At 33.3% G+C, this 22784-nt stretch carries 25 protein-coding genes and 2 pseudogenes; 15 read left to right on the top strand and 12 right to left on the bottom strand.

The window, feature by feature from the left end; translation table 11 throughout:
* Window positions 1–172: 172 nt before the first annotated feature.
* From hmpA to B5X64_RS14885, 4 genes are all read right to left on the bottom strand, one after another.
* Window positions 173–1381, bottom strand: coding sequence for an NO-inducible flavohemoprotein (hmpA, locus tag B5X64_RS14900; protein WP_079466008.1), 1209 nt, complete (start codon window positions 1379–1381; stop codon window positions 173–175).
* 54 nt (window positions 1382–1435) lie between these two features.
* Window positions 1436–1873 (bottom strand): RrF2 family transcriptional regulator, encoded by a 438-nt coding sequence (locus tag B5X64_RS14895; RefSeq protein ID WP_079466007.1) that lies wholly within the window; start codon window positions 1871–1873, stop codon window positions 1436–1438.
* A 38-nt stretch (window positions 1874–1911) separates the two neighbouring features.
* Window positions 1912–2235: a cupin domain-containing protein gene (locus B5X64_RS14890; RefSeq protein ID WP_317047193.1), complete on the bottom strand. Its 324-nt coding sequence runs from the start codon at window positions 2233–2235 to the stop codon at window positions 1912–1914.
* A gap of 155 nt (window positions 2236–2390) precedes the next feature.
* On the bottom strand, window positions 2391–2759 hold the full coding sequence (locus B5X64_RS14885) for a group III truncated hemoglobin (protein WP_079466037.1): 369 nt from the start codon (window positions 2757–2759) through the stop codon (window positions 2391–2393).
* Window positions 2760–3043: 284 nt separating this feature from the next.
* Here B5X64_RS14885 and B5X64_RS14880 point away from each other — a divergent pair, with 284 nt between their 5' ends.
* Both B5X64_RS14880 and B5X64_RS14875 read left to right on the top strand, forming a co-directional pair.
* Window positions 3044–3427, top strand: coding sequence for a hypothetical protein (locus B5X64_RS14880; protein ID WP_072408622.1), 384 nt, complete (start codon window positions 3044–3046; stop codon window positions 3425–3427).
* A gap of 2 nt (window positions 3428–3429) precedes the next feature.
* Window positions 3430–4080 carry a sigma-70 family RNA polymerase sigma factor gene (locus B5X64_RS14875; protein ID WP_072408620.1) on the top strand — a complete coding sequence of 217 codons (651 nt, stop codon included), beginning with the start codon at window positions 3430–3432 and terminating at the stop codon, window positions 4078–4080.
* Window positions 4081–4616: 536 nt separating this feature from the next.
* Here B5X64_RS14875 and B5X64_RS14870 read toward each other — a convergent pair.
* A complete protein-coding gene (locus B5X64_RS14870) occupies window positions 4617–5363 on the bottom strand; it encodes an AraC family transcriptional regulator (RefSeq protein WP_228418938.1) in 747 nt (248 codons plus the stop codon).
* A gap of 190 nt (window positions 5364–5553) precedes the next feature.
* On the opposite strand from B5X64_RS14870, the gene B5X64_RS14865 reads away from it, so the two are divergent.
* The 11 genes and pseudogenes from B5X64_RS14865 to B5X64_RS14810 all read left to right on the top strand — a co-directional run bounded on the left by B5X64_RS14865 (window position 5554) and on the right by B5X64_RS14810 (window position 14448).
* Window positions 5554–6876: a TolC family protein gene (locus B5X64_RS14865; RefSeq protein WP_079466005.1), complete on the top strand. Its 1323-nt coding sequence runs from the start codon at window positions 5554–5556 to the stop codon at window positions 6874–6876.
* Window positions 6877–6879: 3 nt separating this feature from the next.
* Window positions 6880–7944, top strand: coding sequence for an HlyD family secretion protein (locus tag B5X64_RS14860; RefSeq protein ID WP_079466004.1), 1065 nt, complete (start codon window positions 6880–6882; stop codon window positions 7942–7944).
* On the top strand, window positions 7937–9526 hold the full coding sequence (locus B5X64_RS14855) for an MFS transporter (RefSeq protein WP_164463425.1): 1590 nt from the start codon (window positions 7937–7939) through the stop codon (window positions 9524–9526). Before B5X64_RS14860 ends, B5X64_RS14855 begins: the two co-directional genes overlap by 8 nt.
* Before the next feature lie 25 nt (window positions 9527–9551).
* On the top strand, window positions 9552–9980 hold the full coding sequence (locus tag B5X64_RS14850; RefSeq protein ID WP_079466002.1) for a hypothetical protein: 429 nt from the start codon (window positions 9552–9554) through the stop codon (window positions 9978–9980).
* A gap of 15 nt (window positions 9981–9995) precedes the next feature.
* Complete coding sequence (locus B5X64_RS14845; RefSeq protein WP_079466001.1) at window positions 9996–10361, top strand: hypothetical protein; 366 nt, start codon at window positions 9996–9998, stop codon at window positions 10359–10361.
* Between the two features lie 77 nt (window positions 10362–10438).
* Window positions 10439–10630: a hypothetical protein gene (locus tag B5X64_RS14840; RefSeq protein ID WP_079466000.1), complete on the top strand. Its 192-nt coding sequence runs from the start codon at window positions 10439–10441 to the stop codon at window positions 10628–10630.
* 182 nt (window positions 10631–10812) lie between these two features.
* A complete protein-coding gene (locus tag B5X64_RS23345; protein WP_420808113.1) occupies window positions 10813–11463 on the top strand; it encodes a M43 family zinc metalloprotease in 651 nt (216 codons plus the stop codon).
* Between the two features lie 22 nt (window positions 11464–11485).
* Complete coding sequence (locus tag B5X64_RS14830) at window positions 11486–11857, top strand: hypothetical protein (RefSeq protein WP_079465998.1); 372 nt, start codon at window positions 11486–11488, stop codon at window positions 11855–11857.
* 245 nt (window positions 11858–12102) lie between these two features.
* The gene (locus tag B5X64_RS14825) at window positions 12103–12540 is read left to right on the top strand and encodes a MarR family winged helix-turn-helix transcriptional regulator (protein ID WP_079465997.1); all 438 of its coding nucleotides are present in this window, start codon (window positions 12103–12105) and stop codon (window positions 12538–12540) included.
* Window positions 12541–12545: 5 nt separating this feature from the next.
* Window positions 12546–13967, top strand: a pseudogene (locus B5X64_RS14815) (serine hydrolase).
* Between the two features lie 277 nt (window positions 13968–14244).
* Window positions 14245–14448, top strand: coding sequence for a hypothetical protein (locus B5X64_RS14810; RefSeq protein ID WP_079465994.1), 204 nt, complete (start codon window positions 14245–14247; stop codon window positions 14446–14448).
* Window positions 14449–14817: 369 nt separating this feature from the next.
* Here the strand turns inward: B5X64_RS14810 and B5X64_RS14805 are convergent, their stop codons facing one another.
* From B5X64_RS14805 to B5X64_RS14790, 4 genes and pseudogenes are all read right to left on the bottom strand, one after another.
* Window positions 14818–15111, bottom strand: a complete 294-nt coding sequence (locus tag B5X64_RS14805; RefSeq protein WP_228418934.1) for a hypothetical protein — start codon at window positions 15109–15111, stop codon at window positions 14818–14820.
* 194 nt (window positions 15112–15305) lie between these two features.
* Window positions 15306–15539 (bottom strand): annotated as a pseudogene (locus tag B5X64_RS14800) (helix-turn-helix domain-containing protein); the annotation flags it as partial.
* A 324-nt stretch (window positions 15540–15863) separates the two neighbouring features.
* Window positions 15864–16721, bottom strand: a complete 858-nt coding sequence (locus B5X64_RS14795; RefSeq protein WP_228418946.1) for a S41 family peptidase — start codon at window positions 16719–16721, stop codon at window positions 15864–15866.
* A gap of 206 nt (window positions 16722–16927) precedes the next feature.
* Window positions 16928–18037: a helix-turn-helix domain-containing protein gene (locus B5X64_RS14790; protein WP_079465991.1), complete on the bottom strand. Its 1110-nt coding sequence runs from the start codon at window positions 18035–18037 to the stop codon at window positions 16928–16930.
* Window positions 18038–18149: 112 nt separating this feature from the next.
* Between B5X64_RS14790 and B5X64_RS14785 the strand changes: the two genes are divergently transcribed.
* A complete protein-coding gene (locus tag B5X64_RS14785) occupies window positions 18150–18455 on the top strand; it encodes a hypothetical protein (RefSeq protein WP_123920868.1) in 306 nt (101 codons plus the stop codon).
* Between the two features lie 331 nt (window positions 18456–18786).
* Here B5X64_RS14785 and B5X64_RS14780 read toward each other — a convergent pair whose 3' ends face one another.
* Window positions 18787–19515, bottom strand: a complete 729-nt coding sequence (locus B5X64_RS14780; RefSeq protein WP_079465989.1) for a T9SS type A sorting domain-containing protein — start codon at window positions 19513–19515, stop codon at window positions 18787–18789.
* Between the two features lie 713 nt (window positions 19516–20228).
* On the opposite strand from B5X64_RS14780, the gene B5X64_RS23190 reads away from it, so the two are divergent.
* Window positions 20229–20357 (top strand): hypothetical protein, encoded by a 129-nt coding sequence (locus B5X64_RS23190; RefSeq protein WP_262707286.1) that lies wholly within the window; start codon window positions 20229–20231, stop codon window positions 20355–20357.
* A gap of 448 nt (window positions 20358–20805) precedes the next feature.
* Here B5X64_RS23190 and B5X64_RS14775 read toward each other — a convergent pair whose 3' ends face one another.
* Together B5X64_RS14775 and B5X64_RS14770 are read right to left on the bottom strand one after the other, a co-directional pair.
* Complete coding sequence (locus B5X64_RS14775) at window positions 20806–21399, bottom strand: hypothetical protein (RefSeq protein ID WP_079465988.1); 594 nt, start codon at window positions 21397–21399, stop codon at window positions 20806–20808.
* A gap of 68 nt (window positions 21400–21467) precedes the next feature.
* On the bottom strand, window positions 21468–22736 hold the full coding sequence (locus B5X64_RS14770; RefSeq protein ID WP_123920870.1) for a hypothetical protein: 1269 nt from the start codon (window positions 22734–22736) through the stop codon (window positions 21468–21470).
* Window positions 22737–22784 lie beyond the last annotated feature (48 nt).

Here is a 22784-nt window from a genome sequence, read left to right as displayed (position 1 = left end):
CAGCAACATAAATTTAATAGTTGGTAGTAATTAAATAAAGCTCATACTATACTAATAGCTTTAAAGTTGCAAGGATATGTTGTATTACAACGTTATGTTAAATAAAAGAGTACCAATGACGTGAATATTATCACCATATTGGTACTCTTTGATCCGTAAACGATTTAGTATTCTAGTTTAGATGCAACGAAGCCGGACCGAATTCTTCGAAATAAATTGCCGATTTCTGAACCCCATTCTCTACAAGAAAATTATAATGTTTTTTAATGAATAAAGCCGGACCACAGATATAATATTCTGCTTTATGATCAAGTACTTTTTCTTTTAATACTTCCAGGTCTACCCAGCCTTTATATTTGTTTTTCTGTAGTTCATTCAATTGTTCATAGAAGACGTGTTGGTTGATATTCGAATAGAAATTCGATAATTCAGTAATCTTGTCTTTGAATGCATGCACTGCTTCATTTCTACAACCATGTATCCAGGTAATAGATACTTTATTTTCATCCGCCTCGTTGGTTAGATTTTCTATCATCGACAAAAGCGGCGTCTGTCCAACACCCCCGCTAATGAATACTTTATGTGCTAAGGTCGATTCATTCAATATAAAGGTACCTGCCGGCGCAGAAAGTTCAACAATACTTCCTTCTGTAATGTGGTTATGGAGACGATTGCTAATCATACCGTCCGGATGCTTGCTACCCACTTCTTTTTTAACAGATATTCGATAATATTCGCTATTGGACTTACACGAAATACTGTATTGGCGCGGTTGTAATAACTGAAGCTCTGGTAGGAATAAACGTAAACTAATATACTGACCGGGTAAATGACTTTCTACTGATCCCCCATCAGCAGGATAAAGATAAAAGGACGTTATTTCAGTTGATTCCACAACTTTTTGTTTAACTACAAAAGGCCTCCAGCCGCTCCAACCACCTTTTTGTTCGGTATGCTTTTTATATAATTCTTTTTCCCGGCCACTCATCAAAGAGGCCAATTGGTTATAGGCTACTGTCCAGGCGTCTAATAATTCCACGCTCGCAGCTAGGCCTAGTACTTCCTTAATTGATGCTATTAGATGCCGCCCTACAATGTCATAATGTTCCGGACGAATATCAAGGCTGGTATGCTTCTGACCGATACCATCCACCATCGGCAACAGCACAGATGGATCTTCAATGTGCTCTGCGTACATTAAAACTGCCATGGCAAGGGCTGTTTGTTGCTTGCTGTTCTGCTGATTTCCCATGTTGAATATATTTTTCAATTCCGGGTTGTAATGAAACATACGATCGTAAAAATGTGAAGTTAATAAAACACCATGCTCTTTCAATACAGGTACGGTATCTTTTACTAATTGTTTTTGTTCGATTGTCATAAATAGAAATTTAGTTATTAAAGACAAAAATATCTTTTATTATGATAAAAAAAATTATTTGTTTAAAGTCAATGTACCGTCCAGTAATTGTTTATTGAAAGCACCAATAGTACTTTTATGTAACATATAAGTTATCTGATTACGAATTTTTTTAAATTCATTATGCAATGGACAAGGGTTGCTTTCTGAGCAGTAACTAAGTCCCATTCCGCAGCCTGTAAATATTTCATCACCTTCTAAAGTTATTACAATATCTGCTATAGGCCGGTTCAGCCCGTTTGCATCAAGGTAGAATCCTCCGTTTGGGCCTTTGACAGATAATATGATACCTGCACGACTAAGTCTCTGAAGTATTTTACCAAGAAAATATTCAGGAGAATTAATGTTTTCCGCAATTTCTTTAATTCCTACACGCTTTCCCTCATGAGATTGGCTGGCAATATAAAGAACAGCTCTTATGGCATATTCGCAGGTTTTAGAAAAAAATCCCATATAAATTATTGTTTTTGCTCTTGCAAGTATGTCTTCTATTAATGTTGGCTTGTGACCGATTTATTCATTGATAACAGTACTATACTATCTTTTGTTGCTTTTAGATCATGCAGCATATTCGCTTCCAAAGCTATTATCATGCCTTTATCCAAGGTAAATCGCTCGGAATCTACCCCGAAGTCAATACTACCATCAATAACAGTGACCACAATCGGATACGCTGCTTTATGCGCAATCATTTCCTGACTTTTTTTAAAAACAATCCTTATTTCCTTGGCATGTAAAGTATTGATAAGTACACTGATTGAGGGATCGTTCTCACCGTATTGAATGTCTGTTAAAATTGAAGCTATCTTAATCATAGATTTATTATTATTAATGAAATTAAAGTGGTCTTAATTATTGTTTTGTCTCTCATTAGTTTCAGCGACAACAATTTTAAGATGATACATACCAGTTTTCAAAACTTCACGTTAAAACTTTTGCACTGTAATGCCCTTCATAAATGTGACGAGCTTCATTTTTGATTGTTGGATTGAATTTTTATCAGAAAAAGTCTAGCCATTTTTTCGGCTCTCCATTTAGCTTCTTCAGCGATCCGGCCTTCAAAATGTTTATCTATTGTTGCAGACCAGATATTTAGCCAACGCTCAAAATGCCTTCCATTAAGTGGCATTTGTGCGTGCGAAGGGAATGGACTTCCATTATACGTATGTTCACCAAGTAAAACTGTTTGCCAGAAAGTGTACATTTTTTCCAAATGTTTTGTCCAGTCTTTTATCGCACCAACAAAAATACCACCAATCAATAGATCTCGTTGAACTTCACTATAAAAAGAATCCACCAAAAGTTTAATGTCATCAAAGTTTTTAATGCTGCTTTTCATTAAATAAATTTTTAACCCACATTCATGATGCGGAATGTTATGCAAATATAGAGAAAATAAATAAAAGACAAAAACATCTTTATATATTTTAAGAAGTTGGCTCAAACTAATCGATTTAGATCTCACGCCTGCTAACACTCTTCTATGACGAATTTTACACAGGAAAACAAAAGGATGATTGACATAAACTTGTATATTTTTATAACGATCATTTTTTTTAACTGATTGTAACCTTTCTACCTGTCATTTACTCTAATAAAGTATAAAGTAATTAAGATAAAAACATGGAAAATACTTTCAAAAGTAAAGCGCTTAAACAAGCATTCAATCTGTTAAGGTACACCTTTGTAGTTGTTCCTATAGTTGCGGGAGCAGACAAATTCACTAACTTGCTTACAGATTGGCAACAGTATGTCAACCCTTCAATTGGGAACGTTTTGCCCATTTCTGCTTCGGTTTTCATGATGATTGTAGGTGTAATAGAAATTTTGGCTGGCATTATTGTTCTCAAAAAAGCAGAAATAGGTGGCTATATCGTGGCAGGCTGGTTAACAGTGATAGCAATTACATTATTATTAAGTCTTAACTTCATTGATGTGGCAGTACGTGACTTAGTAATGGCAATTGCAGCTCTTTCAATGGCTAAAATAGCAAAAATTCTAAGCTAAACATGGATCAGTTCGGTCAATTAACAGAAGTTGAAATTATCAACCGTATTTTAAAAGGAGAAAAACCTCTTTATGAAATTATCGTAAAACGTTTTAATTCCTATTTATACAAAATTGGAAGGTCATATAATTACAACCATGAAGATACACAGGATTTAATGCAGGATACTTATATTGATGCTTACAAAAATCTGGGCCAATTCGAAAAACGCGCTGGTTTTAAGACCTGGATAATCAGAATAATGTTAAATAACTGCTATCGTAAAAAACAGAAATTCAGCTATAAAAATGAATTTGCGAATGAGATTATTAATGAAAATGAAACGCCTATGTTCAGCAATTCAATGACCGACATACAAAAAGAAATTCACAGCCGTGAGTTGGGGTACATCATTGAGAATTCTCTGGCTCAAATACCTGAAGATTATCGAATTGTATTTTCTTTAAGAGAAATAAACGGATTGAATGTCTCTGAAACATCTGCACTTCTCAACATCAGTGAAACAAATGTCAAAGTCCGTCTAAACAGAGCTAAGACCATGCTGAGGATTGCAGTTGAAAAATCTTACACAGCGGAGGAGCTTTTTGACTTCAATCTGTCTTATTGTAACCCTTTTAGCAAAAAAGTGATGCTTGAGATTAATCGGCTATAATTAAAGTTATATACTGAACATACTGCAATCCACAATGCTGCTTCGGCAGCATTATACTAGAATTTATAACTAACATAGGAATTGAAAACATTGTCGTCAATCAGTTGCATTATAGTCCTAAAGAGCAATTAAATAAAACCTATGTTAAGAATGTCACGCATTAAACCAATTGTCATGTAGTGAAAAAACAATAATTGCACGAGCCACTGAAAGAGTTTTTAATCTTTTCCGGACCTTAGCTCATTGAAGAGCAGATTTTAACGCATTAAAATAATAATGATTTAAAGATGACATTGGGAATCAGGTTTCAGTCGAAAGTGAATGTTCTATAAACATCAAAAAGAATTTCAAAGTCAATTGACAAACAATGCAGCCAAATTTCAAGAGTATAATACAAGTTTACTGGTTCTTAAAGATCCTACCGAAAGCCGTTATGTAACTTTAAATAGCGCTAAAAGCCCGGGCAGCTTACTATACTCCAAACCCTAAGGATAATAATAATTTTATATGAGTTTGAGTTTGCTTCCAAGTGACTATTATTTAGGCGTTTTAACATTGACCTTTCTCAAATCGGTGGGTCTGGATCTTGTAAACTCACGAAAAGTATCACTGAACGAACTAATTGAACTGTACCCCACCTCATCTGCAATTTCGTTAATGGATTTGTTTGTATTCAGAAGCAGCTCGATAGCTTTAATAATCCTTAGCGTTTTCAGATATTGAAGAAAAGAAATATCCATATCGGTCTTAAAAAGGCGTGAGAGTGAACGTTCACTCAATCCGAACTTTTTACTTATACTCGTAAGGCTATGCTTTTCTTCTATAGTATTTTCAAGATAATTAACAATTCTCAACATTTGCTTGTTCTGGGTAACAGGAAGAATGATAGGTAAAGGTTGCTTATGGGTTCCCGGGAGAATCTTTTTTAACGCTATTAAAAACTCGAAATTTTCGTCCATTGAAGTTACGTGCCTTTCGTCCCATATTTCGGTATATTTAATCATTTGTATCAGGAGCTCAGAGGCGGGATAAATACCTAGCCGACTGAAAAAAGCATCGGAAAAATCATCGTGAGCGTAAAAGTATAGCGATCGTAGCACTGTGGCCGAGTGACCAATCTGAAGGATATGTTCTAAACCTTGAGGAATCCAAAAAAAATGTCTTGCAGGGACAACATAAGTACGATTGTCAATAGTTATATACGCAATTCCTCCCTCCACGTAACTTAGCTGCCCCTTCGTGTGTTTATGAAAAGGGATGAGTTTTTCTGATGCTTCATGCATTATAAATACACTATTATCATATTTATCAATGTCTGGAAGAGCTGCAATAAGTCCCATATAAGAATTCTATAATTTAGAATTATGCAAATATAATAATTTGGCCGGAATTATGTAATACTTGACTATTTTAGATAAAATAAATCTCTTAAGACCTGATAAATTTGCAAGCATAATAATTCGAAAAATTCAGATGAAAATCTATTTAATCGGACTACTAATATTTGGTGGTAGTCCTGTCCTGTTGGCCAACGCAAGCAGTCTCAAAAGTGATACTCTTAGACTAACTTTAAAAGATGCATGGCAAAAAGCTGAAGAGAATAGCCGCCATATAAGAATAAAAAATATGGAAGAAGAAATTGCTAATGCTGAACTAAAGGATGCAAAAATGGAACGCCTTCCGGAAATTGAAGTAAAGGGATCTGCTGAAAAGGCTTCTAATATACCCATCTATGAAAACGGCCTTTTTTCTAAACCATCACAACATGAGATAATCCACACACTTTATAAAGTTGGTGCAGATTTCTACTTGAACATTTATAACGGAAACAAGCTGAACCTTAAAATTAAAGAAAATGCAACACTACAGAAGATAAGAGAAATTCAAAAGAAGAAGGCAATTTCTGATATTCATTATAAAACAGCTGCATTGTACCTTGACCTTCAAAAAATCTTTATTTTCAGAGATTTAATTAAGAATGATATTGGTGATCAAAAAGCGCAACTAAAAGAAATAAAATCACTTTATAAAAACGGTGTTGTTTTGAAAAGTGATTTGCTGAGAATCGAACTTGAACTTTCCCGTCGTGAAATGGCCCTAATTACTATAGAAAATGATATTCTCATAGCCACCCAAAAACTCAATATTATTTTGGGAGTTCCCGACGAGCAGATTATAATCCCCGAATTTCCATTTAGTGAATGGGATGAAAAGGCTACCTATGATGAATATCTGAACAGCGCCTTGGAACATTCTTTTGACTATCATGTTTCAGAACAGCACACAGAGCTTAGCATGCTAAAGCTTAAGCAAGTAAAAACAAATGTTACTCCCAAGATCGGTTTATACGGAGAATTTTATTATGCCAATCCGCAGATTTTCCTTTTCCCCTATAATCCTTATTGGTATTCTTTGGGAGTTGTTGGTGTAAAAGCATCGTTTTCTTTGTCATCCCTTTATCACAACCCTCAAAAAGTAAAAGCTGCAAAAATTGAATTTGAGAAAGAAGAAGAAACTCATAAAGATACTGAAGATAAAGTAAGACAGCAGGTAAAGGAAGCTTACCTGAGATATCAGGAAGCATTGGAACAAATTAAGGTGGCAGAAGTAAATGTTATACAAGCCAAAGAGAATGCAAGGATTATTAAAAATACGTACTTCAGCCAAACATCGCTGGTTACAGATCTATTGGATGCAGACATTCAGTTATTACAAACAAAATTTGAGCTGGAATCGGCTAAGATCCTTGCACAAAACAATTATTACTTATTACAAAATATCATAGGGATTTTATAAAATATGAAAAAGAAATATACTCCTACAGACAAATTAATTACCAAAATAACCGGATGGGTTTCAGGTCTCATTGTTGCTGCACTTGCTATTTGGGGAATCTTTACCCTTTTAAATTTTTACAAATACGAACAGACCAATGATGCTCAGGTTCAGGAATATGTAAATCCCGTTATTTCGAGGGCTGGTGGATTTATCGTTGATGTAAAGTTCGAGGAAAATCAGGAAGTGAAAAAAGGAGACACTCTCTTAATTATTGACAACCGTGAATATATATTGCAGCAAGAACAAACACAGGCTGCCCTTCAAAGGGCTCGCGCTCAAATAGAAGTATTGGAAAGTACTACTCGTACGATGGAAAAGGAGGCTGCTTCAGCACAAGCTAAAGTAGAAGCTAACAAGGCCAAAGTATGGAAGCAAGAACTTGATTATAAGCGATATCAGAGTCTTTACAATGAAGAGTCAGCTACAAAACAACGACTCGAAGATGTAAAAGCAGGATTGGATGTAAACAACAGTGAATATCAAGCTTCCCAGGATACTTACGCAGCGTCTAAATCAAAAATAAAAGATATTCAAGCTGAGAAAACCGTTGTACATGCGGAAATAACAAAACTCGAGGCACTTTTAAACCGTCATAAACTGGATGTCTCTTATACCGTTATTGTGTCGCCCTACGACGGACGAATGGGACGGAGAACAGTTGAAGTAGGACAGATGATTGATGCTGGTGAAACATTAGCTTTTATTGTAAACAACGAAACAGACAAATGGGTAGTTGCTAATTATAAAGAAACCCAGATTAAAGATATGCGCATCGGTGACCATGTTAAAATTGTAGCAGACTCTTATCCTGACAGGGAGTTTAGGGGAACTATTATTTCTCTCTCTCCTGCTACAGGCTCCAGTTTTTCGTTATTACCTCCTGATAACTCTACAGGAAATTATGTGAAGATTGTTCAACGTATTCCAGTAAGGATCAAGATAGATGGGAAAAGAAAAGATATTGATGTGCTGAAAGTAGGCATGAACGTCAATGTATATGCAGGCAAAAAACGTTCTAATGGTTAGAAAGATTCCTTTTTTTAAAAAATGGATTCCGGAATGGCTTGTAAAAATTATTCTTTTTATGATGACACTGCCAGGAATTACTATATTTTTTCTTCCTTTGGCAAATATAAATGCAGCAGCTGGATATTACGGTTGTGAACCCGCGGATATTCAGTTTTCTGTTGCATTGTTTTATGCCGGATATGTTGGATTTTACAGTCTTGAAAGAAGGTTTTTTAGCTTTCTTGCGGCAAAAGAATATTTTCTATTGTTTATGACACTTCAGATTATGGCATGCCTCATCTGTTATTATACGAATGAGATTCATATTCTTTTTCCAGTACGTTTTATTCAAGGAATGCTGTTTGCGTGTAATGTAAATTTATCTCTAAGTTTAATATTTACCAGATTGAGCAGTGAAAGAGGTCGTGAGATTAGCTTCTCAGTATTCTTTGGAATTCTAATATGTGCATTGCCATTTAATAATTTGATTACGGCGGATCTTATTGACTCTTATAATTTTAACAATATCTATAAAGGTGCAGTGTTTTTATATTTTCCAGGATTTATTTTTCTGGCAATAACCATGAGACATTACCGTATCAATTCGAGATTTCCACTTTATAAATTAGATTGGGAAAGCTTTGCTATTTTCAGTACCTTACTTATACTAATCGGATATATTACAGTTTTTGGACAAGAATATTACTGGTTAGAAGATAACCGTATTTTAGGAAGTACAATTGCAATCGGAGCATTACTGGTACTGTTAGTATTCCGTCAAATGTTTAAAAAAAGACCATATATAAACTTGAGTGTTTTCAGATATAGAAACTTTACTGTAGGTCTTGTCATTCTTTTTATAATGTATATCTGTCGTTTTGCCTCAGGAATTACAAATAGTTACTTTATTTCCGTTCTTCATTTTGATCCGTTTTATCTTTCTTACATCAATATCTTTAATCTTTTAGGACTTATTACTGGAATTATTGTCGCCTGTTGTCTGGTTTTGCAGAAAAAAAATATCAGAAGTATTTGGATGCCCGGTTTCTTTACCTTGTTGATGTTTCATGCAGTAATGTATTTTTCATTTGATGTACAGGCTGACGAATTTAACTATTTTATTCCGTTGTTTATCCAAGGGTTAGGAATTGGTCTCATTATGGTCCCGACCATCATTTACATTATCTCTTCGGTGCCACTGCAAATTGGCCCGTCTGCAGCGGCCACAGCATTGGCTATTCGTTATTTAGGATTTTGCGCAAGTATTGCATTGATCAATTACTATGAATTATATCAAAAGAGTAGGCATTACAACGCTTTTCAGGATCGTTTAAGCGCCATAGATCCGTCAATAAAAGACTTCATGCATCGACAGACCATGAAGCTTAATGGAAAAGGAATGCTTGAAGATCATGCCGTAAAGGGAGCTGAAAAATTGCTAAGAGAGAGAGTGAATTTACAGAATCAACTAAGATTTGCAATGGATTATTATGAAATGATGGTCTGGATGCTTTCAATAACATTGGTGCTGATTCTTCTTTTTCCTTATCTCAATCGTACAGTGCTTTACCTGAAATCGAAACGTTTATCACCAGCATAAACATATCAATTTTTAAATTAATTTTATGAAAACAAATAGTACAAAAAAGATCATTTCATTTTTCCTTGTATCATCTTTATTTTTTCTTTTTTCATGCCAGAATGACGACCGGACTTTTCAATTGGATATAGTAAAGTTAGAACAATTTGAAAAAGAAAAATCTCTTCCGGAACAAAAACTTTTTATCAAAGTTTTCAAAGAGGAAAGTAAAATCAGTATTGCAGAGACTGAACTTTATCCCAGTGATTTACCGCTTCCTGCAACTCTGAAAATGTATCCATCACCTGAAATGAACTTGTACGGTACTTCTTATCATTTGGAATTGTGGGGCAATATAACTGGATACATTGATAGGTGTTCTGTTCATATGGATGATTATAAAATCATTTTTCCCATAGATATGGAGGTTAAAGGTGAACATCTCGAAATTTCAATGCAGGGCAGCTGGAAATAACTCTAAAATTTTAAAATGGAACAAATTATATTATTGCATGATGTAATTTCAGAATTGCTGAACGAAGGATATGCTCTGGATTTCGACATCATGAAATCTATGCTTTCAGGATCGACTGACACAAAAAAAATTACTAATCTCAACACATCTGAATTTGCTATTGATAAGATATACATTTGCTACGAAACCGAATATGACTCTGAAATAATCTATGTATTTGCTGTATCAAACACTAAACACAATATAAAAGGAATAGCCACTTCGATTAGCACCGTTGAGAATGACATTAATTTCTCCGAAATGATCGAGAAAATTAAAACAGGCTTAAAAGAAATTTCTGCATTTTGTTTTGGAAAAAAAAGCAAAAAAAATTCTTGGTAACTGAATACATCAATGTACGATTGTAAAAGTTACAAACTCACTTTGACTGAAATTATGTATTTTCGTAATAAACTACCATGAAAAAACTGATCCTCACCGCTAGCCTGTTTACTCAATTTTGCGTTGCTCAACAATCGGATGTAAAATATATCAACAGTTGCGCAACAAGTGTGCGTATGGAAAATATATACGTGCAATATCCTTACCTTAAAGCTGAAGCCAAAGCTTTAATCTTAAACTTTCAGATCTCACCAAAAGCGGAAAAATAAGTACTTCCAAAAATCAGATCTATGAGATCCCTGTAGTAGTTCATATTATCAGTGATGGGAGCAATTTAGGGAGCTCCGACAACAGAACCGATCAGCAGGTGATCGAATGGATTAACTATACAAATGAAGTTTTTGCCGGAACCGCTCCCGGGATTCTGGGAGAAGCTGATGGCGGTACGGTAATTCCCGTAAGGCTTGTTCTCGCAAAGATCGCTCCGAATTGTACTCGCACTAACCTCTCGTCGAACAACCAATACCTTCAGTATGGAGTCAACAGTGCCACAGGATATAATGGCGTTCATGAATCGACGATAACGCAATTATCAAGATGGGATCCTACAAAATATTATAATATTTATATCGTAAATAAACTGGCTACAGGTACATTCCTTGCAAGCGGATATGCCAGTTTTGCAGGAACGATACCAATGTTTGATGACAGTTTTTTAATAGGGAACGTATGCTCTACCGGCCAGGCTACCATGGCCCATGAATTTGGGCATGCATTAGGACTGTGGCATACCCAAGAAGGCTCAAATGGAAGCGCCTGCCCTCCCAATGCTGATTGTACGCTAGACGGAGATATGGTTTGCGACACCGATCCTATGTCCGATTTATTAGGGAGCCTGTGTGCAACTGGAACTGTTAACAGCTGTACCGGAAATATATTTAACGGCGTAGAACAGAATATCATGGCATATACAGGTTGTAACCGAAACAGATTACTGTTGGCCAAAAGAACAGGGCTATTGCTCAACTTCTGCAATATAAAAGTAACCTGCTCAATTCTCCTGTACTGCTTACCCAACCTTTGCAAAATAATTTCAATTTAACCCCGACCTGTATACCCACGATATGCCCGGAAGCACCGGAGATCATCATTCGGGAATAGCCATGGTCAAATTTGGAGATATTAACAATTATACCGAAACTTACAATTTATCAAATGCGCAGTTTTATGCTGATTATTCTAATAATTATTGTCTTGGCACGGCATTCACGTATTCCTCTAAATACTCCTACCGAACTCTCAGTAACGGTAGCTACAATTATCATCACATCGTTAAAGCCTATATCTATTATAATCACAATGGAATTTTTGAAGAAAATACAGAAATGGTTTTCAGTCAGACCAATATTCCGGGCTCTACTACAGTTACAGCGATTGTAAGCTCACCTTTAGGGGCCGTTTTAAATACGGTATTATATGAGATCCCCGAAATATGATACGATTATCACAGGAGCGATAAAATGAAAGTTTTCAATACGTTTAACCTACAGAAGAATCTGGTTCAATATTATCGTAAAGCCAACTATTTTCGGATTTATATAAGCTATAACATTATGTATAAACTTTGAATGTTCGCACAATAGATTATTCGTTAAAAAACCCTTTACTTAAATTTAAAATAAACACACAAAAATATATATATAATTGATATATCAATTATATTTGCATCAAACAAATCTATATGAATATTAAAAATCCAACTGGAACAGTACTTTATTCCATTGAACAAGCAATTAAAGAATATCGAAAAGTATCACAGAAAAATATTTCTAAAATTATAAAGGACATCACCATAGATCAATGTTTAGTGCTGATGATACTTAACAAGAATGCGAAAATTTCTCAAAATGAATTGGCAAATCTTATATTTAAAGACAATGCCTCTATTACAAGGATGATCGAATTAATGGTAAAGAAGGAATACTTAATTAGGACTCTTCATCAAGAAGACCGCAGAAAATTTAATCTTGAAATAACTGACAAAGGGATAAAAACCATTGAATTAATAGAACCTATTGTTCAACTAAACAGACAGACCGCTCTAAATGGTTTGTCATTGGAAGAAATATCCTTGCTAGATAAAATGCTCAATAAAATAATTACCAATTGCAAAAAATAAAAGCGATGAAACAGATTCTAACACTTGTATTACTATTAATGGTTACTTTAACATTTGCACAAAAACCAAACCTTAATGAAATAAAACAACAATTAAGAGTACTCGAAAAAAAAAACTATTTAAGCGGCGTTATTCTTATTGCAAAAAATGGCAAACCAATATATAAGGAAGCATTCGGCTTTGCTAATCTCCCAGACAGCATTCGTAATAAAACTAACACAAAGTTCAATTTAGCGTCTATTAACAAAATGTTTACGGCAATGGCTGTAATGCAATTGGTGGAAGCTGGTAAAATTTCACTTTAGGATAAAATAAGTAAATATCTTACAGACTATCCAAATGAGGCTGTTGCTGACTCAGTAACAATTCATCAGCTCTTAACCCACACTTCAGGAATGACCAGTTTTTGGGAGGAATACGATAAATTAGCAAAAGAAAAATTCAAGACAGTTTCTGATTTCCTTCCATTGTATGTTAATAAAAAACTAGCCTTTTCTCCAGGTTCTGATTTCCTCTACAGTAATTCAGGATATATGGTCTTAGGTTTACTCATTGAAAAAATAACAGGGGAAAACTATTTTGATTTTGTAAAAGAACATATTTATAATCCTGCAAAAATGATGGACACAGATTCTTATGAGTTAGATGAAGCTGTTTCCAATCTGGCTACCGGATATATGATGTCATTAGAAAAACCCGGGCAATGGAAGAACAACATTTTTTTAAATCCGACAAAAGGAACACCTGCCGGCGGCGGATATTCAACAGCTGACGATCTGCTAAAATTTGCCAATGCTTTACAAAACAACATCTTACTTAGCAAAGCGAGTGTAACTCTTTCTACGTCAGGAAAAGTGAAATATAGAGCAGGAATGTATGGCTACGGGTTTGAAGAAAATACCATCAACGGGCAGCGCATTATTGGACATACCGGCGGACACGATGGTGTTGCCAGTGAACTGATGATTTTTCCTGATCTGGATTATACTGTGGTAATACTTACAAATGGAGAGGTTGAAAATTATTGGGAAGTGAGCAATCTGATCAAAAAACAATTGGTGGGTTCGACGCCGGCAATTGACAATTTTTTCTACACTAAAGACGTCATCAAGATAATATGCAACAAAGGTTATCAAGCTGGCATCAAGGAAATAGAAAATAATTCAAAGAAATATTCATTAAGAGAAAATCTTATTGAAAGATATGGTTATAAGCTATTATTTGAAAAAAAGTACAGTCAGGCAATAGATCTATTTAAATTAAATATTCATAGTTTTCCAGACTCTGCTTATGGTTACTACAATATCAGTGAAGCATATACAGTGTCAAAGCAGAATAAAGAAGCACTTGAATATCTAAAGTTATACATTGAAAAAGAGCCGGAAGACATTGATGCTAAATTAAAATATAAATTGCTAACGAAATAACTACCGCTTTAGGCAACTTAATTTCTAATATTGAAGAGAAAAATTTTAGGAAATCATTACATATAATGCTTATTGGAAAAGGAGAAGAAGATCATAATTCAAATTTCAAATCTGTTCTAAATGTGGCAAAAGATGATCAATGAACTGTTTTGATTTAAGACCTTTAAAGAAATCTATTTTACAGAAAAACGTACAGCATTGGTTGGACAAAAAGGAGCAATCATACGAAGTATAAATTGAACTCTGGACAGAACATAATTATTTTTAAATTTGCTGAATGGAAAGATTAGATCTCCTTATACTAAAGTACTTATCACAAGGTCTAAAGATCGGTGAAATCCCTAAGCAACTTGAAGACGACGAATCACTCGTTGTTAGTAAAAGCAGCATTGAAAAAAGACTTACAACCATAAGAAAAATATGCGGTGCTAAAACTCCTTTCCAGCTCGCCGTGATAGCAAAAGAGAGAAAATTAATTTAGTAAACCAAGATTGACTTTGTAATGATTGTTATGTTATTGTAAATGACGAGCAGACTGACATTATGATGAAACGGACTTTGGAAAAATAAGTTGCTGACACGGCGCTAGAATTATTGGGAATGATGAGTAATAAAATCCATTGCTAACAAATTGCTGAAAAAATATTTAAACAAATCGAATGACAAACAATGAACTGTTAACCAGGGTTTGCGCTAGGATGAGGAAAATAGTTTTTCAGTTGAGGCTTATCAATAATATAGACTTTTGTGCTTCGATTTGTCTTTGTAGAAATTGCTTTTCTCCAGACGTTTAGCCCCAAGACATTCCCTTCCTTATTATTGACCAATATCTTAGACTATGATGGAACAATTAGACAGAATTTAATGCTAATGTTTTTCCAGCATCTCTTTGATCCCATTGGACGATCGTAAATTTATTTTTTAAAATATTGGTGAAGGATTCCGCGTTTTTCATCATCGAACTTCCGGGACCGCCCGACAAAAACAGCAGGATGGGTTTATGAGCATCATCTGTTTTAATTTCTATCACTTGTTTTATTCCGCCGATTTCTACGGTGAGAAGGGTGTCCATTTTTACGGTTTGCAATTGTGATAAACAAAATACAGACATTAGTAAAAAAACAAAAACACTTACTTTTTTCATGGTTTCAAAATTTTAATTTGACATTAATAATCTGATGCAAATATGCTGTAGAGAATCCTGAAAAAAGTCCGTGTAAAAAAAGTCGGACTCATTTTAATAAATAAAATGAGTCCGAGTATTAGCAATCCAAAGTTCGAGTATTTACAATCAATTAATTATCAATTTTTTATGAATTCGATTGCCGTTTGATCCGTTTATTTTTTAAATGAAGTATGAAAAGAAGATTTTGAATTGAAGCCCACCTCATATAAGATTTCTAAAACCGTTACTTCTTTTTTTGTGGGATCTTTTAGAATCGTCATTGCTTTTTTAATACTATATTCATTCACAAAATCAAAAAAATGCTGATTGATATGATGGTTGATCAAAACAGATAACTCACGAACCGGAATTTTCACCTGATCTGCCAATTCCTGAATCTTTGATGATAGCCTTGATCAACCTCTGAATGGAAGAGTTATACAAGCGGGGAATTTTGATAGATCACACCAAGAGATGGAATAGTCCATTTTATCTATATTTTTCAGCAGTATTCTTTTTTCGGCTCTTTAATAGCCCAAGTTTTATCGGTATTTGACTGCGATCAAAGTATAAATTGTGCTGTATATATAGTAACCTCTCATTCATAAGCAGAATCAGAATTAAACTAAAATTCAATTGATTATAATTTAGCAGGATTTACATCCTTCTTTTTTCGCAAGACCACTGTGCAGGTTAAACAGATTAATTTGGAATAAGGTAATGAGCGATTACTATTTTTTAAAAAAATAATTGAGCGCTCCTTCCAGTTGTGAATCATGTTGAAGTGGGTAAAGAATATCGTTCAGGTTTCTCTCAATAATAACATCTGGCTTCATCCCAATTCCAACAAACTCTTCCCCATTGGGCAGTGTCACTTTTTTTGTGCAAATCCAGGCAGTTGTGTTACCAGGCAGTTCGATCTGTAATGGCTGGCCTGTACTCCCGTTGCTGTAGTCGCCAATTCTCTTGATATTTTTTTGATCGTAGAGATAAATTAGAAAATCTTCTGCAGCAGATGCGGTATTGCTATTGGTCAATAAAACGGTATGAGCTGTCAACTTAATATCCGTATGAAGAATAGTCGTCTTATACTCATAGCTGTGAAATTTGGATCCGAGATAAGCTTTATATAAACTGGTCGCTTCTTCTTTAGTTATTCCCCATTGAGGCTTACCGCTGATTGTATCTTGTGCAGTCAGGAAGGATCCAATAGCTCTCTCCGTTGGAATAATTTCCCTGCTATAGTTTTTTGCACCAAAGATGGTATCTGTCTTAACAAAATATTTAGCAATGTTCAGAGCGTTTTTCCCACTTCCGCCACCATTGTTGCGCACATCAAGGATGATTTTTTTAGCTTTTCTAAGTTCGTCGAGTTTCGATTCAAAATCTGTCACAACAGTCGCATCGTCGAAAGTTCTAATGGCGACATAGGCTATATCATCATTCAGCCATTTAAACTCAAAATTTCCTTTTTGCGGCAATGGTTTAGAACTCAGTTCTGTCTCTTCCGTCTTCGAATGGATCAGATGCAACTTTTTAATTTTCCCTTTCGGTGTTTTTATCTCGATATCGTACTCCTCCCCTTCCACTCCTGCCAACAAACTGTAGCCTGCTGTGGCATTGAGGTCGTTTTCAGTAGAGGTCGAAATATAAGGATTAACGTATACTTTTGAAGCTTTTCACCGTGATGCTGATTTTAAACCAATGTTAATCATTTAATTAACAATAGTTATCTAAATTTATTATCTCTTAAAGCGGAGAATTTAAAGTCCTATTATTTACAATGAGTTAATAATCAACTGTTTCTAAACGCTACTGGTGTTTGGTTTGTGTATTTTTTAAATGAAGTGTGAAAGGAAGATTTTGAATTGAAACCCACTTCATATAAGATTTCTAAAACCGTTACTTCTTTTTTTACGGGATCTTTTAAAATCGTCATTGCTTTTTTAATACGGTATTCATTCACAAAGTCAAAAAAATGCTGATTGATGTGATGGTTGATTAAAACAGACAACTCACGAACCCGAATTTTCACCTGATCTGCCAATTCCTGAATCGTTAATGAAGGTTCTAAAAATGGCTCTTTTTCTGTCATGAAATTTTTAAGTTGTTCGATCTGAAAACTTTTTGTGTCGTCGGTTTTATTTTCAGGTTCAATATTTTCAGTAAAATTTTCTGCAGGTTCTAATGTAGAGTCAATTCTGCGAAAAAGTTCAGGGTGGTTCAATGCCTTCAATATAAACCAGCAGGCAGCCAATAAAAATGAAGTTCCTGCCAAAATATGTATCCAAATAAACAGGTCGTTGTATGCAGTGTATCGTACTGTATTTTTAAAAATAATACATACATGAATAAAGAGTAAAATCATTGTAAGCTGAGACAGCCATCTGTATAACAAAGTGTTAGGATTAGTATAATTCTCGAGATAAACCTTCTTGTATTTTTTGAGGATCATGAATACGCCAACTACGTAAAACAAATACTGCAGTTCCGCAATAATCTGATAAAAAAACATTTCAGGAGAATCCCATATATGTTTAAAGAAATATTCTTTTGCGGGACCTTCTGCAAGATAAAGCCTAGGAACTAAAATTAAATTGGCAACAATGAAAGGAATAAGATGCAGTAAGTGCTTTCTTTTTAAAGTAAAATCAAAATAACAAATGGCATTAACGTACAGATAGAAGAGAGGCATTACCAAAAGGTATGCAGACATTTTGAAAGTTTTCAGGTTGTAACTATCAGTAAAATAATGCATAAAAAGTCCGCTCATATCAATTGCATTAATGATAAGGAAGGCTGCAAATAATCTGTTTTCCAGTTTCCTGTCAGTTAATACGGCAAGCAACACCGATATAAAAACATTCAGCGCTGCAATAACTTCCAGGAAATTCGATTTGTCCATTAGTTTTTTTGCAAAAATAAGATATACGATTTAAAGGGAAGTGAAAATTACTAATCGCTTTAAATGTTATATTAAGAGTTATCAAAATTTCAATGAACTGCAATTGCATCTTGTGAGGTTTCTGACTTTTTCTATGCAGATTACCATTCAGGCAGGCACAAGGAAAACTGTAATCAATACCTTGAAAACAATAAGAAAGAACATTGATGAAAGCTTGAGATATTTTTGCGGAGGGTTTGTAATCTCAGATTACGGATACCCAAAAAGTTTTTTTCCGCAGGGGCAACAGAATATATTTGCTATAGAAAATCGGATAGCCTCACGGGCAATGTTGAACTTGGAATTGGCTCGTGATTACATCAGAAAAAAAATAAAAACGATTGATGAGAATATCTTTTCGATAGTAGTAAATGACTGAACCGAAATACTTATTTAATACCTGTAAAGTCAAAAAGTAAATCTTTTAACATTGAGGAAGTAATTCAAGAAAATTAAGAAATCACTTCAAAAGAAAACAGTATTAAGAAGATTAAGACTCAGAAAATATTTACCGTTTTTGTGGCAGAGCTATTAGTATGGATAACTTAGTATACATATCATCGTACCGATCGGAAAAGCATTTTCTGAATCTCACATTTAGTAAAATTACTTAAAGTATTTCTGGAAGGAAATTCTAATGATGTAATGAGGAAGAATTCTACCTTTGAATGCGAAAATGATTTTATTGCTAATAAGAAAGTTAAGATCTGTTATTCTTTCACTATTTTAGTTTGTTGTATTATCTTCCCACCTTTATCTGAAAGTTCTAATAGATAGACACCTTTAGCAAAATGCTCCATAGTAATTTGTGATACGTTTTTAAACGATCCTAATTGTTGACCAACCATATTGTAAAGTACTGCATCAGCCTTTATTGACAAATGGAGTACGTTTTTTACAGGATTTGGGTAAGTTGCAATACTTTTCCTCACAGTCTCTTCTGTGGCGAGAAATGCTTGACAGTTTGAACTATAAGAGGCTGTGGCATCTTTGTGCCAGTTGCTTCCTATCGCATTGATGTTATCAATTTGGATGCACTGAAGATTAGGGTTTGCAGTTGAAAAGAACCATCCTAGGCCAGTATTATTTCCGCTTTTAATATTTAGACTCGTCAGTTGATTGTCTGAGCAAGTTAAATAAGTTAGAGCCGTATTATGACTCAAATCTAAAGTAGTTAAATGATTAGCAAAACAGTAAAGTTCCGTAATGTTTACAAATGCTTCAATACCAGTAAGATTTGAAATATTTTTATTACCACAAAATATTGAACCATTAAATGCTATTGCTTCCGAAACTTGTATCTGCCCGTCACCGTTAGTGTTTATTGCTGAATTGTTTAGTAAATAATTTTTAAAGTTAACATCAGGAATATTAACATTTTGTGCCTGAATTAAGTTAATACAGAAAAGGACTAAAATAATTAATAATTTTTTTTTCATATGGATAATTTAATATAATATTTTTAACATACTGGGTTTATGAATCGATAACCGTAAATATTTCATCAACTACTATGTCGCAAATATAATAATAACATCAGCCTTCTAAAACATATTTAAATTTAATATTTATAAATTGAAAAAAAAAGCACAGTTATAATAATTATGAGAGAACATTCTATCGTTTTTGATATTTTGATGAAATGAATAAAAGCATCAAAATTCTATCGGAAAATATAAAAGATATTAACCAGTCCCCTAACTCGAAGATTATCAATATCCTTATAAATTTATAGATGATCGATTAAGCTTATTAGAAAATTTACAAAAAATAAACTGAAATCCCATTATCCCTATCGTATAGAGAAGAATAATTAAAAGTTCGGAAATTTATCAAGGGAAAGTCTTTGCACTTAAAGCAACATCAAAAAAAATCTTTCAGCTGCAAGAGTAATTTAGATTTATATCGCTAACGACCCAAAAACAACCGGACAATTACCAGCACATTCAGTTAGCCAAATCAATGGTTTTACCTTCGACTCCCTCTCTTTCCACAAAGTTACCGTAGCAGAAGTGCTACGGTTTTTTATTTGTAGTTTTTAATTCAAATCTCCAAAAACGATTTATATTTGATATGTATACGTTAGATAACTCTTTTAATTTGAATATTGATGAAATCAACCTTGTTAACAAGGAAATAGGGCATTCTGGTTTTGGAAACAAATAACCAGGCAATGGTTCTACCGAAAGTAGAAAGTACACACCTGAATATTATAAATCCCGAACCGGGAACAATGGCTTATGATACAGTTACCAAACAGCTTGCTGTTTATAACGATTAGGGTATGGTCATTCCGGAAACTTTAGACTAAATTTTAAATTCATTCAAAACCACCTCCTAGGGTTGTTTTTTTATGTGATTAATTAAAAGAATTACGTGATTTATCCAGTGCATTCATAATAATACCATACATAAAAACGCCTTACAAAAGTAAAACAATTCATAATTTTCATCATGAGAGTGTATTTCAAGAACTTTAAATACATTCTGTTGATACATGCTTTTTGTACATAATCCTAAAGTATGTAATCTAATTCTGAGGCAACTTTTCTAAGGTGGATACTCCAATTTTCATTATGCGATGTTCAGAATAAAGAATTTATCTGAATAATCATGCTTTTAAACTGCGCTTTATAAAAAATATCCCCGAATGAAGCGGGGATAATTACTTTAGTTTGAGATAATTTTTAAATATTTTATGATAATGGATATACAGATATGCCTCCTAACTAGGTTTCCAGAACCTTAATATTTCGCATGTTCATATATTGTTCTGATTGAGTAGTAAGTGAAAGTGGATCCTTTTCTAAAATGACAATATCTGATTTACTAATTTTCACTATAAACTTTAAAACAAAAATCAGTTGACTACCATAGGGAATTAAGTTTAAAAAGGGTCGTAAAGTTTCAATCATGTCGGATATATTTACATCTTTTAATAATGAAATAGCTTGTCCAACACCATTTCCATCTTTGTTATCTCTTAATAAGATTAAGACATTCAACAGTATATCAATTGTAGAGATCGTTTTTTTATCAACAACTTCTAAATCTTTTATTGCTGATATCATTTTATCTAAGTTGACATTTTTTAAAAATTCAAGAATTACCTGTTCTAAACCAAAACTATTTGAAATAGCAGAACCGATTTTCTTAGTATTATCTTCTATATTTCTTGAAAGAGAAGTTGTAGAATTTTTAACTTTTGAAACACTTTTTTGTACTTCATTCTCTAAATCGTTTTTCTTATCCAACAATTCGTTTTTGGCTACATGTAAAGTATTTCCAAGTTTAGTAATTAGTTTATCAGGTTTTATTTTCATTTTATGTTTTTAGATTATTTATATCAATATGTTTTTTTGAAAAATTAATAAGATTAATGTAAAAAGTATTACTGATTTCTCATTTCAGTATCTAAAAATTCATCATGACTACAAAAATCTACATGAAGAACATAATGATTTATACTTGGATGATCAATACCTTCGTTATAGCTTTCTTGTTGTATTAATTTGATATGATTTAACATCGAGGGTTGTAAAATTTTCACTTCTGGGATATTGGAAGATAATAGTGAAACACTTTGCATAAAATTTGTGAACTTCTTTGCAGTGCTAGCATGAGGTTTATCATATTCTCCATTAAGATTTAAATGACCTCCAATGGATGGACATGAATTAAATTGTTTTTGCTTTAAATAATTTGTATCCCCAAAATAGCTAGTAACTATTATTTTTTTTTTATATTGTTCTTCAGAATATTTCATTAAAATACTGTGAGCTTCTCCAACTAATTTATTAGGTATATGAACAGCTAAAGTTTGATAGTTTATTCCATCAAATTCATAATCAATTGCTAAAGCTTTAAAGGTTTTGTCTGGTGTCAGCACAACTTCTTTAATACAAAACGTGTCTCTTGAATCTTCAAGTACATATGCATATAAATTTTGTACTGAAATACTCACATTATTCACGTTTTTTCCTTCTGAAGAACAGACCAAATAATAAGTATTACCTTCAAATTCAATCTTTTTTTCAAAATAATCACCTTCAGCAATTACAAATACTTTAGGTAAAGGACGATTTTTATAAAGTTGCGCTAGTTGTAAATTTAAACCTTCACGTTTAATTTCTATATTTTTGTCTACTTTTTTTGATTTATATGACTTTTTTTCTGAAATATGATTAAATCGTTTTGAAAAATTAGCATTTGCTTCTCGAGAATAGAATCCAAAAATCATTACATCTCCATAATCCGTATTCTTCTTTTCTCCATTAACAACATTTCTATTTATATTCGGTAAAATTGTATGATAACCATCTCCTATTGTACTATTATCTGTATGATGATCAACCATATTTTCTTCTTCATTATCAGAGATAATTTCATCCTCTGATACATTACACAAATCCGATATCAAATTATTAAAAATATTTTCAATTAGGTATTCGTAATAATTCCAAAATAAATTGTTATAGGGAATATATAACCCATTTAAAAAATTTATATCCAACGATACTGAGTCGCTTTCAATAACATTTTTAATCCTTAGAACTAATTGTTCATAATTGTAATTTGTTTCAACAAAAAAATTATAATGAGATAATAAAATTTCCTTTAAGTCATTAGTTAATTGTCCTTTAATATCTAAATTTTCCATAATCATAAATCTTTAATATTATTAAAATTCTCCTACTCTATTCGCTTT

The organism is Chryseobacterium balustinum (assembly GCF_900168205.1).
GTDB lineage: Bacteria > Bacteroidota > Bacteroidia > Flavobacteriales > Weeksellaceae > Chryseobacterium > Chryseobacterium balustinum.
The sequence above is the reverse complement of the archived record's forward strand: the minus strand, read 5'-3'. Positions and strand labels throughout refer to the sequence as shown.

Excerpts from the sequence above, each read along its gene's own strand:
- B5X64_RS14850 (WP_079466002.1), top strand. The coding sequence starts at position 9,552 with ATGAAAACAAATAGTACAAAAAAGATCATTTCATTTTTCCTTGTATCA.
- B5X64_RS14890 (WP_317047193.1), bottom strand. The coding sequence starts at position 2,235 with ATGATTAAGATAGCTTCAATTTTAACAGACATTCAATACGGTGAGAAC.
- B5X64_RS14880 (WP_072408622.1), top strand. The coding sequence starts at position 3,044 with ATGGAAAATACTTTCAAAAGTAAAGCGCTTAAACAAGCATTCAATCTG.
- B5X64_RS14810 (WP_079465994.1), top strand. The coding sequence starts at position 14,245 with ATGGAAAGATTAGATCTCCTTATACTAAAGTACTTATCACAAGGTCTA.
- B5X64_RS14840 (WP_079466000.1), top strand. The coding sequence starts at position 10,439 with ATGAAAAAACTGATCCTCACCGCTAGCCTGTTTACTCAATTTTGCGTT.
- B5X64_RS14895 (WP_079466007.1), bottom strand. The coding sequence starts at position 1,873 with ATGGGATTTTTTTCTAAAACCTGCGAATATGCCATAAGAGCTGTTCTT.
- B5X64_RS14790 (WP_079465991.1), bottom strand. The coding sequence starts at position 18,037 with ATGGACAAATCGAATTTCCTGGAAGTTATTGCAGCGCTGAATGTTTTT.
- B5X64_RS14865 (WP_079466005.1), top strand. The coding sequence starts at position 5,554 with ATGAAAATCTATTTAATCGGACTACTAATATTTGGTGGTAGTCCTGTC.
- B5X64_RS14830 (WP_079465998.1), top strand. The coding sequence starts at position 11,486 with ATGCCCGGAAGCACCGGAGATCATCATTCGGGAATAGCCATGGTCAAA.
- B5X64_RS14870 (WP_228418938.1), bottom strand. The coding sequence starts at position 5,363 with ATGCATGAAGCATCAGAAAAACTCATCCCTTTTCATAAACACACGAAG.
- hmpA (WP_079466008.1), bottom strand. The coding sequence starts at position 1,381 with ATGACAATCGAACAAAAACAATTAGTAAAAGATACCGTACCTGTATTG.
- B5X64_RS14875 (WP_072408620.1), top strand. The coding sequence starts at position 3,430 with ATGGATCAGTTCGGTCAATTAACAGAAGTTGAAATTATCAACCGTATT.
- B5X64_RS14845 (WP_079466001.1), top strand. The coding sequence starts at position 9,996 with ATGGAACAAATTATATTATTGCATGATGTAATTTCAGAATTGCTGAAC.
- B5X64_RS14825 (WP_079465997.1), top strand. The coding sequence starts at position 12,103 with ATGAATATTAAAAATCCAACTGGAACAGTACTTTATTCCATTGAACAA.
- B5X64_RS14775 (WP_079465988.1), bottom strand. The coding sequence starts at position 21,399 with ATGAAAATAAAACCTGATAAACTAATTACTAAACTTGGAAATACTTTA.
- B5X64_RS14770 (WP_123920870.1), bottom strand. The coding sequence starts at position 22,736 with ATGGAAAATTTAGATATTAAAGGACAATTAACTAATGACTTAAAGGAA.
- B5X64_RS14885 (WP_079466037.1), bottom strand. The coding sequence starts at position 2,759 with ATGAAAAGCAGCATTAAAAACTTTGATGACATTAAACTTTTGGTGGAT.
- B5X64_RS14805 (WP_228418934.1), bottom strand. The coding sequence starts at position 15,111 with ATGAAAAAAGTAAGTGTTTTTGTTTTTTTACTAATGTCTGTATTTTGT.
- B5X64_RS14780 (WP_079465989.1), bottom strand. The coding sequence starts at position 19,515 with ATGAAAAAAAAATTATTAATTATTTTAGTCCTTTTCTGTATTAACTTA.
- B5X64_RS14855 (WP_164463425.1), top strand. The coding sequence starts at position 7,937 with ATGGTTAGAAAGATTCCTTTTTTTAAAAAATGGATTCCGGAATGGCTT.
- B5X64_RS14860 (WP_079466004.1), top strand. The coding sequence starts at position 6,880 with ATGAAAAAGAAATATACTCCTACAGACAAATTAATTACCAAAATAACC.